This window comes from Streptomyces sp. NPDC006208 (assembly GCF_040613775.1).
GTDB lineage: Bacteria > Actinomycetota > Actinomycetes > Streptomycetales > Streptomycetaceae > Streptomyces.
This window is the reverse complement of the sequence record NZ_JBEXSW010000037.1, coordinates 80,886-95,903: the sequence shown is the minus strand read 5'-3', so window position 1 is coordinate 95,903 and position 15,018 is coordinate 80,886. Positions and strand designations below refer to the sequence as shown.

The 15,018-nt window shown below is 70.0% G+C and carries 11 protein-coding genes, 1 tRNA gene and 2 pseudogenes; 11 read left to right on the top strand and 3 right to left on the bottom strand.

Annotated elements, in window-relative coordinates; genetic code table 11:
* Nucleotides 1–168: 168 nt before the first annotated feature.
* A complete protein-coding gene (locus ABZ208_RS27505; protein ID WP_356912140.1) occupies nucleotides 169–633 on the bottom strand; it encodes a GatB/YqeY domain-containing protein in 465 nt (154 codons plus the stop codon).
* A 22-nt stretch (nucleotides 634–655) separates the two neighbouring features.
* Between ABZ208_RS27505 and ABZ208_RS27500 the strand changes: the two genes are divergently transcribed.
* The 11 genes and pseudogenes from ABZ208_RS27500 to ABZ208_RS27450 all read left to right on the top strand — a co-directional run bounded on the left by ABZ208_RS27500 (nucleotide 656) and on the right by ABZ208_RS27450 (nucleotide 12,555).
* Nucleotides 656–2,191 (top strand): recombinase family protein, encoded by a 1,536-nt coding sequence (locus ABZ208_RS27500; RefSeq protein WP_356912139.1) that lies wholly within the window; start codon nucleotides 656–658, stop codon nucleotides 2,189–2,191.
* 116 nt (nucleotides 2,192–2,307) lie between these two features.
* The gene (gene bfr, locus ABZ208_RS27495) at nucleotides 2,308–2,787 is read left to right on the top strand and encodes a bacterioferritin (RefSeq protein WP_356912138.1); all 480 of its coding nucleotides are present in this window, start codon (nucleotides 2,308–2,310) and stop codon (nucleotides 2,785–2,787) included.
* A 279-nt stretch (nucleotides 2,788–3,066) separates the two neighbouring features.
* Nucleotides 3,067–4,137 (top strand): iron ABC transporter substrate-binding protein, encoded by a 1,071-nt coding sequence (locus ABZ208_RS27490; RefSeq protein ID WP_356912137.1) that lies wholly within the window; start codon nucleotides 3,067–3,069, stop codon nucleotides 4,135–4,137.
* A gap of 41 nt (nucleotides 4,138–4,178) precedes the next feature.
* The gene (locus ABZ208_RS27485; RefSeq protein ID WP_356912136.1) at nucleotides 4,179–5,705 is read left to right on the top strand and encodes an iron ABC transporter permease; all 1,527 of its coding nucleotides are present in this window, start codon (nucleotides 4,179–4,181) and stop codon (nucleotides 5,703–5,705) included.
* 1 nt (nucleotide 5,706) lies between these two features.
* Nucleotides 5,707–6,813, top strand: coding sequence for an ABC transporter ATP-binding protein (locus ABZ208_RS27480; protein WP_356912135.1), 1,107 nt, complete (start codon nucleotides 5,707–5,709; stop codon nucleotides 6,811–6,813).
* A gap of 510 nt (nucleotides 6,814–7,323) precedes the next feature.
* A complete protein-coding gene (gene mptB, locus ABZ208_RS27475; protein WP_356912134.1) occupies nucleotides 7,324–8,982 on the top strand; it encodes a polyprenol phosphomannose-dependent alpha 1,6 mannosyltransferase MptB in 1,659 nt (552 codons plus the stop codon).
* Entirely contained in the window at nucleotides 8,979–10,247 is a 1,269-nt protein-coding gene (locus ABZ208_RS27470; protein ID WP_356912133.1) for a glycosyltransferase 87 family protein, read from the top strand. The genes mptB and ABZ208_RS27470 overlap by 4 nt, the downstream gene beginning before the upstream one ends.
* A gap of 21 nt (nucleotides 10,248–10,268) precedes the next feature.
* Nucleotides 10,269–11,207 (top strand): metallophosphoesterase, encoded by a 939-nt coding sequence (locus ABZ208_RS27465; protein WP_356912132.1) that lies wholly within the window; start codon nucleotides 10,269–10,271, stop codon nucleotides 11,205–11,207.
* 96 nt (nucleotides 11,208–11,303) lie between these two features.
* A tRNA-Pro gene (locus ABZ208_RS27460) sits at nucleotides 11,304–11,377 on the top strand.
* Nucleotides 11,378–11,482: 105 nt separating this feature from the next.
* A pseudogene (locus ABZ208_RS27455) lies at nucleotides 11,483–11,872 on the top strand (transposase); the annotation flags it as partial.
* 290 nt (nucleotides 11,873–12,162) lie between these two features.
* Complete coding sequence (locus ABZ208_RS27450) at nucleotides 12,163–12,555, top strand: Imm7 family immunity protein (protein WP_356912131.1); 393 nt, start codon at nucleotides 12,163–12,165, stop codon at nucleotides 12,553–12,555.
* On the opposite strand, the pseudogene ABZ208_RS27445 reads toward ABZ208_RS27450, so the two are convergent.
* Nucleotides 12,516–12,713: pseudogene (locus ABZ208_RS27445) on the bottom strand (site-specific integrase); the annotation flags it as partial. The gene ABZ208_RS27450 and the pseudogene ABZ208_RS27445 sit on opposite strands and share 40 nt — an antisense overlap.
* A 597-nt stretch (nucleotides 12,714–13,310) precedes the next feature.
* Nucleotides 13,311–14,579 (bottom strand): SpoIIE family protein phosphatase, encoded by a 1,269-nt coding sequence (locus ABZ208_RS27440; RefSeq protein WP_356912130.1) that lies wholly within the window; start codon nucleotides 14,577–14,579, stop codon nucleotides 13,311–13,313.
* Nucleotides 14,580–15,018 lie beyond the last annotated feature (439 nt).

Below are 15,018 nucleotides of genomic sequence, written 5' to 3'. Positions count from 1 at the left end.
GCGGCCCCGCGCGGCCGCGCCGCCCCCCGCCTGCCGTGCCGGGTGGCTTGCCCCGCCCCCCCCCCGCTCGGGGGAACCCTCGCCGCGCGCCCGGTCCGAGATCTCGGACCGGGCCCGCTCCGTATCAGTCTTTGCGTGAGCCGTCTCTGCGTGAGCCGTCTTCGGGCCTCAGCCCGCGAGCAGCTGCTTCACCGCGGCGGCGACCCGGCCGCCCTCGGCGCGGCCCGCCACCTTCGGGTTCACGATCTTCATGACGGCGCCCATGGCCCGCGGCCCCTCGGCGCCGGTCGCCTTGGCCTCCTCGACGGCCTGGGCCACGATCTGGTGGAGCTCGTCGTCCGTCAGCTGCTGCGGCAGGTAGGTGTCGAGGATGACGCCCTCCGCCTTCTCCCGCTCGGCCTGCTCGGCCCGACCACCCTGGGCGAACGCATCGGCGGCCTCGCGGCGCTTCTTCGCCTCCTTGGCGATCACCTTCTGCACCTCGTCGTCGGAGAGCTCACGGGCGGTCTTGCCCGAGACCTCCTCCTTCGTGATCGCGGCGAGGGTCAGCCGGAGCGTGGAGGAGCGCAGTTCGTCGCGCGCCCTGATCGCCTCGGTGAGGTCTTCCTGCAGCTTGGACTTGAGGGTTGTCATGACTTCTTCATAGCCTTTTCTCATGGACCCGGTCAACGAGGATTCGCAGGTCAACAATGACTCGGAACGGCTCCGCAGACCGGCCCGGATTGCCGGGTCTCGGCGAGACAAGCGCAGTCGTACCGACTGGACAGGGGAACCGGCGGCGATCTACTGCCGGATATCGCACGTGAACGACGACGATCAAACCGGTGTCGGCCGACAAGAGCGTATCTGCCGTGACATCGCGCAGCGGCTCGGTGTGACGGTCGATCAGAACCTGGTCTTCGTGGACAACAACCGATCGGCGTGGCGGCGCAACCGGAAGCGGAAGGGGTGGGATGCCCTGCTCGATGCCGCACGGTCCGGAGACATCCGCCACATCCTCACCCACCACCCGGACCGGCTGATGAGGCAGCCGCGCGACCTTGAGGAGCTTCTCCGGATCGCGGACGACCACAGCATCACCCTGCACGGTCAGGCGAACCAACGGGATCTTGCCGACCCCGACGACCGGTTCCTTCTGCGCATCGAGGTGGCGCACGCTTGCAGGTCCAGCGACGACACCTCCCGACGACTCAAAGACGCACTGACCGACCGCGCTCGGGCCGGCAAGCCGCACACCGGCAAGCGGCGGTACGGCTACGACAGGAGCGGCACGGCCATCATTGCCGCAGAGGCCGAGATCGTGCGCGAGATTTTCTCCCGGTACCTCGACGGCGAGTCGACCACAGCCATAGCCGTGGATCTCGATCGGCGCGAGGAACGGACCGCACTCGGCAGGGGATGGAACAGCTTCAACGTGCGGGCGATCCTGGACAGCCGCCATGTGGCGGGCATCCGGGTGTTCCGAGGGGAGGAGCTCGGCCAGGGTGAATGGCCGGCGATCATCCCCCGTGGCACATGGGACGAGGCACAGGAACGCCGCAGCTTCCGCACCGCGGCAGGCTGGGGCCGAACGGCGCCCAAGCATCCCTACATCCTTCGCGGGCTGGTCGTCTGCAAGGAGTGCGGGAACCGCATGGGCGGCAGCGGCGGCAAGTACATGTGCAATCGCGCCGCACGATCCGACACCCTGCGCTGCTACCGGACCGTGAGCGGTGCACCACTGGAGCAGTTCGTGACCGATGCCGCGATCACGCTGCTGGAACGCCTGGACATGACCGGACAGGAGGAAGCCGCCGTACTTTCACCGGAGGATCAGGCGGCGATCGACACCGACCGGGAAGAGCTGGCGGGGCTCAAGGACACGTGGGACAGCCGCGAGCTGAGAACCCACGAGTACCGCACCATGAAGAAGACGGTCGAGGAGCGCATCGCGAAGATCGAGCGCCAGCTGCTCGTCCGCCCGGCCGTCGAGGTTCTCCGGGGGCTGGTCGGCCGGGACGCCCGGGAGAACTGGGCGAAGCTGTTGGAGGCCAAGGAGTACGACCGCATGAACGCCGTCCTGCGGTTCCTGTTCAACGCCGTGATCATCGACGAACCGAGCACGAAGGGCAGGTACTTCGACTTCGGACGGGTGGGCATCGAGGCACGCTGCCTCAACAGAGGACTGCTGGACATATCGGATGAAAGATAGGTAAGCATGCCCTTCCTGGATGTGGGACGCGTCTGGTGAAACCATGACTCATAGGCATGCAGCCGCCGGTGCGGCGCCTCTCTGTGCCACCCGGCCAGGAACATGGGAGGCGAACCATGCAGGGCGACCCCGAAATCTTGGAGTTCCTCAACGAGCAGCTGACCGCCGAGCTGACCGCGATCAATCAGTACTTCCTGCACGCCAAGATGCAGGAGAGCTTCGGCTGGACCAGGCTTGCAGCGCATACCCGGCACGAGTCGTTCGACGAGATGAAGCACGCCGAGATCCTCACCGACCGGATTCTCCTGCTGGACGGTCTGCCGAACTACCAGCGGCTCTTCCATGTGCGGGTGGGCCAGGCAGTGACCGAGATGCTCCAGGCGGACCGCGAGGTCGAGGTCGAAGCGATCGACCGCCTCAAGCGCGGCGTCGAGGTCATGCGGACCAAGGGCGACATCACCTCGGCGAACCTCTTCGAGTCGATTCTCGCCGACGAGGAAGACCACATCGACTACCTCGACACCCAGCTGGACCTGATCGAGAAACTGGGCGAGCCGCTCTACCTCGCCCAGTTGATCGAACAGCCGGAGGGCTGACTCCGCCGCGCCCCTGACCGGCGCCGGGCAGCCCGGGTACGTCCAGTCGCGGGTTGCCGGCCGGCACGTCACCGTTCCCTGTCGCAGGTGTGCCCTCGGAGACCCTGCAGCTCTGCGCGTCTTGCCGCTCGGATCGGACCAGCGGTGACACCCACTCGTTCAACCGGCAAATCTCGCACATCCCCTTTGTCTGAGCTTAGCCTGACTTAAGCGAGGTTAGCCTGACCTAACATGGTCGGGTCGCCCGCCTGCAGACCGGCCGGCAACGGAGGAGTGGGGATGGTACGTACGCCCGGTATGAGGGTGAGGCTCGTGCTGGCGTCGGCGAGCGTCGGTCTGCTGGCCCTGGGCACCGGGGGATGCGGCGAGGAAGCCGGCGGGAGCGAGCAGCGGACTGCCACCCCGCGCGCCGACAAGAAGATCACCGTGTACAGCGGGCGGAGCGAGGAACTCGTCAAGCCGGTGCTCGAGGACTTCGAGAAGGCCAGCGGTATCACCGTCGACGTGCGGTACGGCGAGACCGCGCAAATGGCTGCCCAACTGCAGGAAGAGGGCGGCCGGAGCCCGGCGGACGTCTTTCTGGCGCAGGACGCCGGGGCACTGGGAGCCGTGACCGAGCACGGCCTGTTCGCGACGCTGCCCGACCAGATTCTGGACAAGGTGCCATCGGCCTACCGGGCCGAGGGCGGGCAGTGGGTCGGAGTGACCGGCCGCGCGCGCGTGATGGTCTACAACGTGGACGAGGTTCCCCGGGCCGACCTGCCCACGTCGGTGTTCGAGGTGACCGAGCCCGAATGGAAGGGCAAGGTCGGCATCGCGCCGACCAACGGCTCGTTCCAGGCCTTCATCACCGCGATGCGAGTGAAGTACGGCGACGAGAGGACACAGGACTTCCTCAACGGACTGAAGGCCAACGACGCGCAGATCAGGGAAGGAAACGCGCCGATCGTCGCCGACGTCGACAAGGGCACGCTCGCCGCCGGGCTGGTCAACCACTACTACGTGTACGAGCTGGCCAAGGAAAAGGGCACCGGCGTCGACGACCTCAAGGCGCAGAACCACTTCTTCCCCGACGGAGACATCGGCTCCCTGGTCAACGTCTCCGGGGTCGGCGTACTGAAGAAGGCCGGCGACGACCCCGACGCGCGGGAATTCGTCGACTACCTGCTGGGCACCGAGGCGCAGACCTACTTCGCGGAGGAGACGTACGAGTATCCGCTGGTGGCCGGCGTCGACACCGCGCCCGGCCTGCCCGAACTGTCCTCCCTCGCGGCGCCGGACATCGACCTCGACGATCTCGCCGATCTGGAGACCACGATCAAAATGATCAAGGATTCGGGGCTGGCCTGAGCACCACGCCGGCCCTCGCCCTCCGTGGGGTGCGGCGGCTCGTGCCGCGCCCCGCGCTGGCCATCGCTGCGTCCCTCGCGGCAGGCGTCGCCCTCATCCCCCTGGCCTACCTGGGTGTTCGAGTCGGCCAAGCGGGCTGGGACCGGATCGCCGACGAACTGTTCACGGCACGCACGGCGGAACTCGCCGCCCGGAGCATGGCGCTGGCGGCCGTGGTCACCGCAGGATGCACGGTGGTCGGCGTGGCCTCGGCGTTCCTCGTCACCCGGACCGACCTGCCGGGGCGACGGCTCTTCGGGGTGCTCGCCACGCTGCCACTCGCCGTGCCCACCTATGTCGCCGGGTTTGCCTGGGTCTCCACGGTCAATGGATTCGAGGGTTTCTGGCCGGCCGCGCTGGTACTGACGCTGTGCTCGTACCCGTACGTCTACCTGCCCGTCGCGGCCGCGTTGGCGGGCGCGGACCCGGCGCAGGAAGAAGTCGCACGGTCGCTCGGGCGCGGGCCGTGGCGCACGTTCACCGGTGTGACCATGCGTCAGGTGCGACCGGCGATCACCGCAGGTGCGCTGCTCGTCGCTCTCTACGTGCTCTCCGACTTCGGTGCCGTATCCCTGGTGCGGGTGGATGTCCTCACGCGGGCCGTCTTCGCCTCGATCACCCTGGGATTCGACCGCACCGGCGCGCTGGTCCTCGCCACCGCTCTGTGCGCGCTCACCGCGCTCGTCCTGATGGGCGAGCAGCTGACCCGGCGCCACGGGGCCCGCTATGCGCGGCTCGGCGGCGGAGGGGGACGGCCCCCCGTGCAGCTGCGGCTGGGGCGGCTGCGTCGGGCTGCCGTGCTGGGGCTCACCGGTGTGGCGGCACTGGCGCTGGGGGTCCCGGCGGCAAGCCTGCTGCGGTGGTCCGGTGAGGGCGTCTCGAGGCCCGGGTCGGCGGCCGGGATCGCCGCGGCGGCGGGCAACTCGCTGTGGTTCGCCCTGGCCGGCGCGGGCCTGACCATGCTGCTGGCGCTGCCACTGGGACTGCTGACCGCCCGCGCTCCCGGGCTGGTCGCCGTCGCCCTGGACCGTCTGGCCTATGTGTCGCACGCGCTGCCGGGCGTCGTCATCGGGCTTTCGCTCGTCTTCTTCGGGATCAACGTGGCATACCCGCTCTACCAGAGCGTGTGGCTCCTCGCGCTGGCGTACGCGGCACTCTTCCTGCCGCTCGCGGTCGCCGCGGTCAGCAGTGCCGCAGTGCAGGCACCGCCCGCCCTGGAGGAGGTGGCCCGCTCGCTCGGCCGCCGCCGGTTGTACGTACTGCGCACGGTGACCATGCCGCTGGCCGCACCGGGCATCGGCGCCGGGCTGGTCCTGGTCTTCCTCACCTGCATGAAGGAGCTGCCCGCCACGCTGCTGCTGCGCCCGACCGGAATGGACACCCTCGCCACCGAGCTGTGGACCCGGACGTCGGTCGCCGCGTACGCCGCCGCCGCGCCCTACGCGGCCCTGCTGGTGCTCGTCTCCGCCGTACCCGCCTGGTGGTTGTCGGCGCGCACCGGCGTCCTCACCCGGGGAGGAGGCAGCTGACATGGCGGAGCTGCGTATCGTCGACGTCCGCAAAGCCTATGGACGCGTCCACGCGCTGACCGGTGTGAACCTCACCGTGCGCTCCGGAATGCTGATCGCCGTGCTCGGCCCCTCCGGCTCGGGCAAGACGACCCTGCTGCGCTGCATCGCCGGCTTCGAGACATTGGACGTGGGCGAGATCCACGTCGGAGGCCACCGTGTCGCCGCCCCGGACGCTGCGACTCCGCCCGAGCGGCGGCGGATCGCGGTGGTCCCCCAGGAGGGTGCCCTCTTCCCGCATCTGTCCGTCCGCGACAACGTGGCCTACGGGCTCGACCGGGCCGCCCGGCGCGCCGGCCGGGCCGACGCCGTGCTGAACCTGGTGGGCCTGGCCGGTCTCCAGGACCGGATGCCGCACCGCCTCTCCGGCGGTCAGCAGCAGCGCGTCGCCGTCGCCCGCGCACTCGCGCCACGACCACGGGTGGTGCTGCTCGACGAGCCGTTCAACGCGCTCGACGCCGGGCTCCGGGCCGAGCTGCGTCAGGACGTGTGGCAGGCGCTGCGCGCCGACGGCGCCACAGCGGTCCTGGTCACGCACGACCAGGCGGAAGCCCTGTCGATGGCCGACGAGGTCGCTGTCATGCGGGACGGCCGGATCGTCCAGAGCGGACCACCGGAGCTCGTCTACGGCTCACCGGTGGACCCGTGGGTGGCCGGCTTTGTCGGTGAGGCTGTGTGGCTGCCCGCCACGGTGGACGGGTCCCGGGCCCGCACCCCGCTCGGCACGGTACCGGTGACTCCGGTCGCCGGCGATCCGGCCGTCGGGGGTCCGGCCGTCGGCCCGATGCGCGTACTGCTGCGCCCCGAGCAGATCACTCTCGCCCCACCCGGGGTTCCCGGCACGGTCACCGCGACGGTCGTACAACGCGACTTCTACGGCCACGACGCGATGCTCAGCATGCGGCTCGGCGACGGCACCCCGGTGGCCGCCCGGATCTTCGACCCGGCCACGGTCCCGCCCGCCGTCGGGGACGAGGTCGGCGTGCGCGTGCGCGGCACCGCCCGCACCTTCCCGTCCCACAACTGCCATGACCGGTCCGGGCAATCCGGGCGGCCTTCCGCGGAGTGAGTCACCGAACTCGACGATGTGCGGAACAGATACCCGAGCCGCCAGGGCGGTCATGGCGGAACTCCTGCCCCAACTCGCGCGTCCATGGCGCGGACAGCGCGGCCGCCTGGTGCCCCGCACTGCTCCCGCGGCGGCCGCCGGGCAGATCCCGGATGCCCGCGACCTCCCGTAGGGGGCTGCCGCCCGTGACAGGGCCCCGGGGGGACGGCTGCCCCGCGCAGGTAGATGACACGACGTCACTTTCGTGAAGACCAGCGCCTCCTGCGGGTGATCGTCGCGAGAAGCACGGCGGCGACAAGGACGGTCATGCGGTCGGCGTGTCAGGTGCGGCGCGCAGCGCGCCCGCGCGTTTCCGGGTGCGCGGGGGTGTGATGAACGGCGTACGGACAACGCCCTGATCACGTACGGCCCTGCCGGATCCGCATTTGGTAAGGCGGCGGACATACATCGGCCGCCGTACGGCGACGGCCGCGTCGCCTCCTGGTCATCGCCCGTTGACAGCCTGCGCAGATGCCGTCCGTCCGCCTCCGTCTGCCCGTCGAGCCCCGCCACTGCCAACTGGTGGGACTGGTGGGCTCCGCGGCACTCGCCGCGGGCGGCGCGAGCGCCGGAGCGCTGCCAGTGCGGGAGGTGCTCGACCCGGGCTCGGGGCGTGCGGCGCTGGGCCTGGTCGGCGTGTACTTCGGACTCGTGCTCCTGATAGCGGCCTGGTGGATGCTGGGCCGGGCGGTGCGCGGCACGCGCCCCCCGTCCCCCCGCACCCTGCTGCTGACCCTCGCCCTGTGGGCCGCCCCGCTCGTGGTGGCCCCGCCGCTGTTCAGCCGGGACGTGTACAGCTATCTCGCGCAGGGCGCCATGGTCGACGCCCAGCTCGATGTGTACGCGTACGGGCCCTCCCGCCTCGGTGGCCCGCTCACCGCCGAGGTCGCGCCGCTGTGGCGGGACACCCCGACGCCGTACGGCCCGGTCTTTCTCGCCTGCGCGTCCGCCGTGGCGGGTGTCACCAGGGCGCAGATGTCCACGGGCGTGTTCGGCATGCGGCTTGTCGCGCTGCTCGGACTGGCGCTGATGGCCGCCGCACTGCCCCGGCTGGCCCGGCACTGCGGGGCCGACCCGGCGGCGGCACTGTGGCTCGGGGCGCTGAATCCGCTCGTACTGCTGCATCTGGTGGCCGGCGCGCACAACGACGCGGTCATGCTCGGGCTGCTGGGCACCGGCCTGGTCGCCGCACTGGGCGGGCGGCCGGTGCCCGCCACCGTACTGGTCACCCTCGCGGCGCTGGTGAAGGCGCCGGCGGCGCTGGGGCTGGTGGCGGTGGCGCTGATCTGGGCCCGGAGCGGCGGCACCGCGGGCGTACCCACTTCCTGGCTGCGCACAACGCCGGGATCTGCGCGAGACCGGGGCAGGGCGCTGAGCGGCCCGCCGCTGCGCACGCTGCTGACCCGGCGCCTGCTGCGGCTTCTGCTAGTTCTACGGCTTCTACGGCTTGCACCGCTGCGGCCCGTTCGGACCTCGCGGATGTCGCCGGTGCCGACGCCTCTGCGAACGCCCCGGCCCCTGCTGACGCTGCGGGCCCGCTTCCCTCGGCTGACGGCCGGCCTCGTCGTCCTCGGCGTGTGCGCCGCCACCACCACGGCCACGACCGCCTTCACCGGCACGGGATACGGCTGGCTGGCCGCCCTCGACACTCCCGTGTCGCCCGGGAACTGGTCCCTCACCAGCACCCTCGGCCGGATGACCACCACCCTCCTGAAGGACGCGGGCAGCGCACTCGCTCCCCTGGCCGCGCCCACCTGGCATCTGCTCGGTCTCGCCGCCACCGCGCTCGCGACCCTGCTCGCGTGGCGCAGGCACCACGCGCTGCGCCCCGTGTACGCGCTCGGCCTGAGCCTGACGGCGGTGGCGCTCCTCGGACCCGCGATCCGTCCTTGGTACGTGCTGTGGGGGCTGTTCCTGATAGCCGCAACAGGGCCGGTCCGTTCCGTACGCCGCTCTGCCGCCGCGGCCAGCGGCGTACTCGCCCTCGCAGTGCTGCCCAGCGGATTCGCCCCGGACGGGGCGCAGTTGACGCAGGCCGTATCGGGCGGGCTGCTCGCCGTGGCAGCGCTGTGGTGCGCCCACCGGATCGCCCGACGCTCCGCACACCGCCCCCTTGGGAGTACCGCATGACCCAGCCACCCCCGACGACGCTGCGGCCCCTCGCCCAGCGCGCCCGGCGAGGACCGACGACCACGCGCGGGCGCGTGCTCACGGTGGCGGGGCTGGCGACGGTGGTCGGCGTGTTCCTCGCCACGGTGCCGCTGCACCGGGACTGGTTCGACCTGGGCGTCTACTACGGGACGGTCGACCACTGGAGCCGGACCGGCCGTATCTACGACTACCTCGTGCCCGGCACGCACTACGGCTTCACGTATCCGCCGTTCGCCGCTGTGGCCATGCTTCCGATGACGCTGGTCGACTGGCCCAGCGCGGTCGCGATCAGCGTGCTGCTCAACGCGGGTGCGGCGGCGGCGATTCTGCACTGGTCGGCGGGGGCGACGCTGCGCAGGCACAGCAGGCACTGGTGGTTCGCGTTCGCCGTCGCGGGCTGTCTGCTCGCCCTGCTCGAACCGGTCCGCGACACCATCAGCTTCGGCCAGGTGAATCTGCTGCTGCTGGTGCTCGTACTCGCGGACGCCAGACTGCTCTCGACCAGCCGTACGCGATTCGCCCGGTACGCCCGGTGTGCGGGCATCGGGATCGGCCTTGCTGCCGCGATCAAACTCACCCCGGCGATCTTCATCGGCTATCTGCTTCTCACCCGCCGCACCCGCGCCGCCGTCACCGCCACGGTCACCGCGGTCGCCGCCACACTGTTCGCCCTGTGGGCGGCGCCGGACGCCTCCCGTATCTACTGGACCGAGGCGATGTGGAACACCGACCGCATCGGGTCGCTCGCCTATGTCTCCAACCAGTCCTGGCAGGGCGTCCTGGCCCGCATCACCGAGCCCGCCGCCCCGAGCCGTGCGGTGTGGGCGATCGGCGTGATCGTGCTGCTGTGCGTCTGGGCGTGGCGGGCCCGCGGGGCGGCGGCGGCAGGCAACGACGCCGCCGGGTTCGCGCTGACGGGCATCACCGCATGTCTGATCAGCCCGGTCACCTGGGTGCATCACCTGGTCTGGCTGGTCCCGGCCCTCGCCATCCTCGTCGACGCGGGCCTGCGCTCGGCAGCCGGTTCCCCGGCCCGCCGCCGGCTGCTGCGGTGGAGCGTCACCCTTTATGTGGTGCTGTGCAGCAGTGTGGTGTGGCTGTGGGGCAAGGACTCGTCCGGCATCGACGGTTTTGTGGGCGGCAACACATACGTATGGATCTCGCTCGGCCTGCTGCTCACTCTGCCGGTGCTGCCCTCGCCCGCATCCGCAGCCGACGACGTCCCGCCGGTCCACAGCCCCTGACAGGTCTGCAACGATGGGCGTATGCGCGCACGCTACGGGCTCCCCCTGAAAATCACCGCAGGAATCACGGCAGTCGGCGCGGCCGGCATCGCCTACGCCGCCGGGATCGAGGCCCGGTCGTTCCGCCTGCGGCGCATCACCGTCCCCGTTCTGCCGCAGGGCATGCGACCGCTGCGCGTACTGCAGATCTCCGACATCCACATGGTCTGCGGCCAGCGCAAGAAGCGCGCATGGCTCCAGTCGCTGGCCGGTCTGCGCCCGGACTTCGTCGTCAACACCGGCGACAACCTCTCCGACCCGGAGGGCGTGCCGGAGGTGCTGGACGCGCTCGGTCCGCTGATGGAGTACCCCGGCGTCTACGTCTTCGGGTCGAACGACTACTACGGCCCCAAGCTGCGCAACCCGGCCCGCTATCTCCTCGAGAAGGCCCAGGGCCGCCACGGCCTCAACGGCAACGCACCGGCGGTCGGTGTGGTGCACAACCCGTGGGAGGGGTTGCGCGACGCGTTCGACGCGGCGGGCTGGACCGACCTGACGAACACCCGCGGCCGGCTGAAGCTGGACGGCTACGAGATCGCCTTCACCGGCCTCGACGACCCGCACATCAGGCGCGACCGCTACGAGCAGGTCGCGGGCGGCCCCGAACCGGACGCCGACCTGTCGCTGGCCGTGGTCCACGCCCCGTATCTGCGCACGCTCGACGCCTTCACCGCGGACGGCTACCCCCTGATCCTGGCGGGCCACACCCACGGCGGCCAGCTGTGCATCCCCTTCTACGGCGCCCTGGTCACCAACTGCGACCTGGACACGGAGCGCGTGAAGGGCCTCTCCACCCACTGGGCCGCCGGCAACGTGTCGTACCTCCACGTCTCGGCGGGCTGCGGCACGAACCGCTACACGCCGGTGCGTTTCGCCTGCCCACCGGAGGCGACCCTGCTGACGCTGACCCCCCGCGACTGACCGGTCGTGACCGGCCGCTGGGCCTCGAAAAACCGGATTTCGTCTCCGGCCGCGGGTGGGCTAAAGTAATCGATGTCGCCGCGACAGCGGGGGCATCGGGGTGTAGCGCAGCTTGGCAGCGCGCTTCGTTCGGGACGAAGAGGTCGTGGGTTCAAATCCCGCCACCCCGACAGCTGAAACACCAGGTCAGGGCCGGTTTTCCTTCACGGGAGACCGGCCTTGACTCGTTCCTCGGGGCCCCTGGGGAGTGAGCGGGGAGTGTCCCGGCGACGTAGCTCATCGGCCGCAAGCGGCACATCCTCACCGACACCCTCGGCCTGATGCCGGCCGTCCTCGTCACCGCCGCCGGCGTCCACGACTCCCACGCCGGAACCCAGCTGATCGCCCACATCGCCGAGCGCCACCCACGGTCACCAAAGCCTGGGCCGACAACGGCTACAAGACCAAAGCCGTGGAGCACGCCGCCACATGCGGCATCGACCTCGAGATCGTCCAACGCGACCCCGCACGCCGCGGATTCCACGTCCAACCCCGAAGACGGGTCGTCGAACGCACCCTCGGCCGGCTCATGCACCACCGCCGCCTGGCCCGCGGTCACGAAACCCTCCCGCACCGATCAGCCGCCATGAGCCACCTGGGCAGCCATCAACCTCATGACCCGCCGGCACACTCGCCTGCAACTCGCTCGGTCCGACCGCCCTCGTGGAGCGCTGTGGCCACTCTTCGCGCCGGGTAACCGGCGTCACGCGAAAGCAGCGACCCTGGTGCGGTGGCACGGCGTCGGCACGGGCGCCGCGGCCATCCTGGCCCTCTGGACGCAGGCCGCCGACGACTGGCCGAGTGATTGCAGCAGGTCAGAACGTGGGGCGGCTGAGGTGCAGTGCGTGAGAGACTCCGGCCACTTTCAGAAGTACTGATCCACCCGCGTTACCTGGGTGGTCACTGCGCTGCGGCCATGTTCGAGTACCACGGTTGGATCACCGTTCGGGAGAGCGCCGGCGCCGGCCATGATGACTGCGAGACCGATCGTCTACGGGAGATCGTCGAGGGTATCCAGGGCCGTATCCGGGAGATCAACAGCCCGTATCTCCTCGATCTGAGGTGGATGAACGGCGAGCCCTTGCTTCACCTAGGGGGCTCCTCCAACCACCGTGACCGGCAGATCCTTCGATTCTTCGAAGAGGTGGGTCGGCGGGCGCCGGGGTCATACGGCCTGCTGCACGTTCGGGATGACGAGCACACTGGTCGCGAAAACGAGGTCCTCGTTCTCAGGCTGGTGCGCGGCAAGGTGACCGAACATGCGGAGCCGTTGGAGAGCAAGGACACGAAGCTGTGCCGGAGCTCCTGAGGTGTCCACTCGTCGGCGTTGACGCCCTCGGCATCCTGAGCGCCTGGCGGAACGCCTACCGGAGCTTGGTCGCGTCGAGCAGCTTGCCCACGGCCGACGAGAAGAAGAGCCCCGTACTCCTCCCACTTGTCGCCAGCCGCGAGCCGGTCCCAGAATCGGACTCACCAGAACGAATCGGCTGTTTCAATGACGCGGATGTCGCCGAGGTGCGGCTTCCACAGGCCCGAGTGCCCACGAGCGGGCACGGTCCTACTCAGAGGGCGCACATCTGCGAACCTCCAGAGCCGGCTGCCGCCCGATGAAGTCGCCTCTGCCCTGGAGCAGTCGACCAGTTGGACTACCGCGAAGGTCGGACCGAAGTGGCGTCGCCACAGCTCGGGTGGCCATCCGTAAGTACCCCGGCCGATCCAGAGTCGGCCTCTCTTGCATTCCCGCCGGGAACTTGGCTGCGTGATCCTCGGTGCGTCACGGCGCGAAGCGCCGCCTCCCGCGATCGACGTGCTGCGCGACTGGGCATCATGACGCCTCCCCCTGCCCTTTGAGGATCACCACAGACTTGAACCACTCGGTGGCGGCCACCGTCAACCATCAGCTGGGACCGAGGTGTCAGGCATCTCCCGGGACCGGACGCGTATCCCGTAGCGGCGCCGGCCGGGGCCGGGGAGCGGAGCGACACCACAGGTGAGAACCAGGCCGTGGCTGGGGCGGCCGGGCAGTGCGATGCCGGAACTGCTGCTGTGTGAGGCATGGATTGCTCATAGCCGTACGACGACCAGGGCGGTGTCGTCGTCGGGGCCGTCACCAATGGGATGTACGTCAGTGAGCAGGGCGCTGGCGAGGTCTTCGGGATTGAGGTCGCAGTGGCGGGTGAGGCTGTCGGTGAGGCGCTCCAGACCGGTGTCGATGTCTTCGCCGCGGCGTTCGATGAGTCCATCGGTGTACAGCACGAGGGTCGCTCCCGGCTCGTAGGAATGCGAGGCCTGGTTTCTGACCGTGTCGATGTCCCAGACGCCGAGGGGCGGGTCCACGACCTCGTCCAGGACTTCGGCGGCGCAGCCGTCGGGGTGGAGCAGCAGGGGTGGCAGGTGTCCCGCGCGGCTGTAGGTGATGGTGTGGGCGGTCCGGTCGACGATTGTTTGGAGGGCGGTGGCGGCGAGGGCGCCCTCGATCGTGAGGGCTTGCAGGGCGAGTGTCTTGAGGGCGGCGGCCGGCTCACCTGTTGCGCGGACGGCGGCGCTGAGGGCGCTGCGGAGCTGGCCCATGACTCCGGCGGCCTCCAGGCCGTGGCCGACCACGTCGCCGACAGCGACGGCAAGGCGGTCCTGGCCGAGGTCGAGAACGTCGTACCAGTCGCCACAGACGTTGAGTGAACTGGTGGCAGGGCGGTACCGCACCGCCACCTCGCTGAATCCCGCCGGGACGGCCGGCAGCATGGCGCGCTGCAGGCTGATGGCGATCTCGCGTTCGCGCGAATGGGCGAGGCGCAGCCGCTCATTGAGTTCCTGCAGATCCTGGGACCGCGCGAGCAACCCGGCCGTCATGGTCACCTCATCACTGAGCGCATCACCGGCTTCCTGCAAGGCGGCGCGGATGCGGACCAGCTCGGTGACCTCTTCCACCCGGGAAATGATCAGTGCCACCTGCCCGTCCGGGCCGAGGACCGGCGCGTTGACCGGACTCCAGTACCGCTTCTCCAACTCCCCCGGCCGGCCGGGCGTCTCCAATTCGTACCGCCGCAGCGGCATGGCGTCCTGCCGCGCTGTGGTCAGCACCCGGTCCACCGAGGCGCGCAGCTGGCTGCCCGGTGCCTCCGGATCCGAGGGGGCCACGGGGAACACTTCAAATACAGCACGGCCCGCCAGGTCCCTACGCCCGCGACCGGACCGGTCCAGGAATGCGTCGTTGGCGTCCACCATGACCAGGTCAGGGGTGAGAAGCAGCGCAGGCCCTGGGAACGCGCGGAAGACCGCCTCGTAGTCGACATGGAATGGCGCGGCCTCGCCAGAGGTGTCCGGATCGCTCATCCTCAGACCTCTACCCCGGATCGGCTGACACTCCAGGTGCGACACTCCCAAGGCAGCAACGAAACGATTGATTGCCGCGGCGTGGGTAACGGACCCTGAGCAGATGCTGCGGCTCTCGTGGCCTCGAGCGCTTCCGCTACTGACCACAGGTGCGACGCCAGGCCCGGCTCTCCTGCGCACGTCTCAGTTTCCGTCTCATTCAGCCCCGTTCGCGGCCGTTCAGGCGAGATCCAGGCTGCGCTCACAGAGACGGCGAGGTGAAGGTGAACGCAGGTGAACGCCCTCGGGACGCGGCGCAGCCGACCACTGACAGCAGATCTGCCGGTGATCGACCGTTGAGCGGTGAGTGTCTCCTTCGAGGAAACCGGCCCTGCTTCGTGGGCACCGGCCAGTTCAGCGCGACCGGCTGGAGCGGGAGGCGGCTGCGCCGGCTCCCGAG

Coding starts and splice junctions, on each gene's coding strand:
- ABZ208_RS27465 (WP_356912132.1), top strand. CDS start 10,269: ATGCGCGCACGCTACGGGCTCCCCCTGAAAATCACCGCAGGAATCACG.
- bfr (WP_356912138.1), top strand. CDS start 2,308: ATGCAGGGCGACCCCGAAATCTTGGAGTTCCTCAACGAGCAGCTGACC.
- ABZ208_RS27500 (WP_356912139.1), top strand. CDS start 656: ATGGACCCGGTCAACGAGGATTCGCAGGTCAACAATGACTCGGAACGG.
- ABZ208_RS27470 (WP_356912133.1), top strand. CDS start 8,979: ATGACCCAGCCACCCCCGACGACGCTGCGGCCCCTCGCCCAGCGCGCC.
- mptB (WP_356912134.1), top strand. CDS start 7,324: ATGCCGTCCGTCCGCCTCCGTCTGCCCGTCGAGCCCCGCCACTGCCAA.
- ABZ208_RS27490 (WP_356912137.1), top strand. CDS start 3,067: ATGGTACGTACGCCCGGTATGAGGGTGAGGCTCGTGCTGGCGTCGGCG.
- ABZ208_RS27505 (WP_356912140.1), bottom strand. CDS start 633: ATGACAACCCTCAAGTCCAAGCTGCAGGAAGACCTCACCGAGGCGATC.
- ABZ208_RS27450 (WP_356912131.1), top strand. CDS start 12,163: ATGTTCGAGTACCACGGTTGGATCACCGTTCGGGAGAGCGCCGGCGCC.
- ABZ208_RS27440 (WP_356912130.1), bottom strand. CDS start 14,579: ATGAGCGATCCGGACACCTCTGGCGAGGCCGCGCCATTCCATGTCGAC.
- ABZ208_RS27480 (WP_356912135.1), top strand. CDS start 5,707: ATGGCGGAGCTGCGTATCGTCGACGTCCGCAAAGCCTATGGACGCGTC.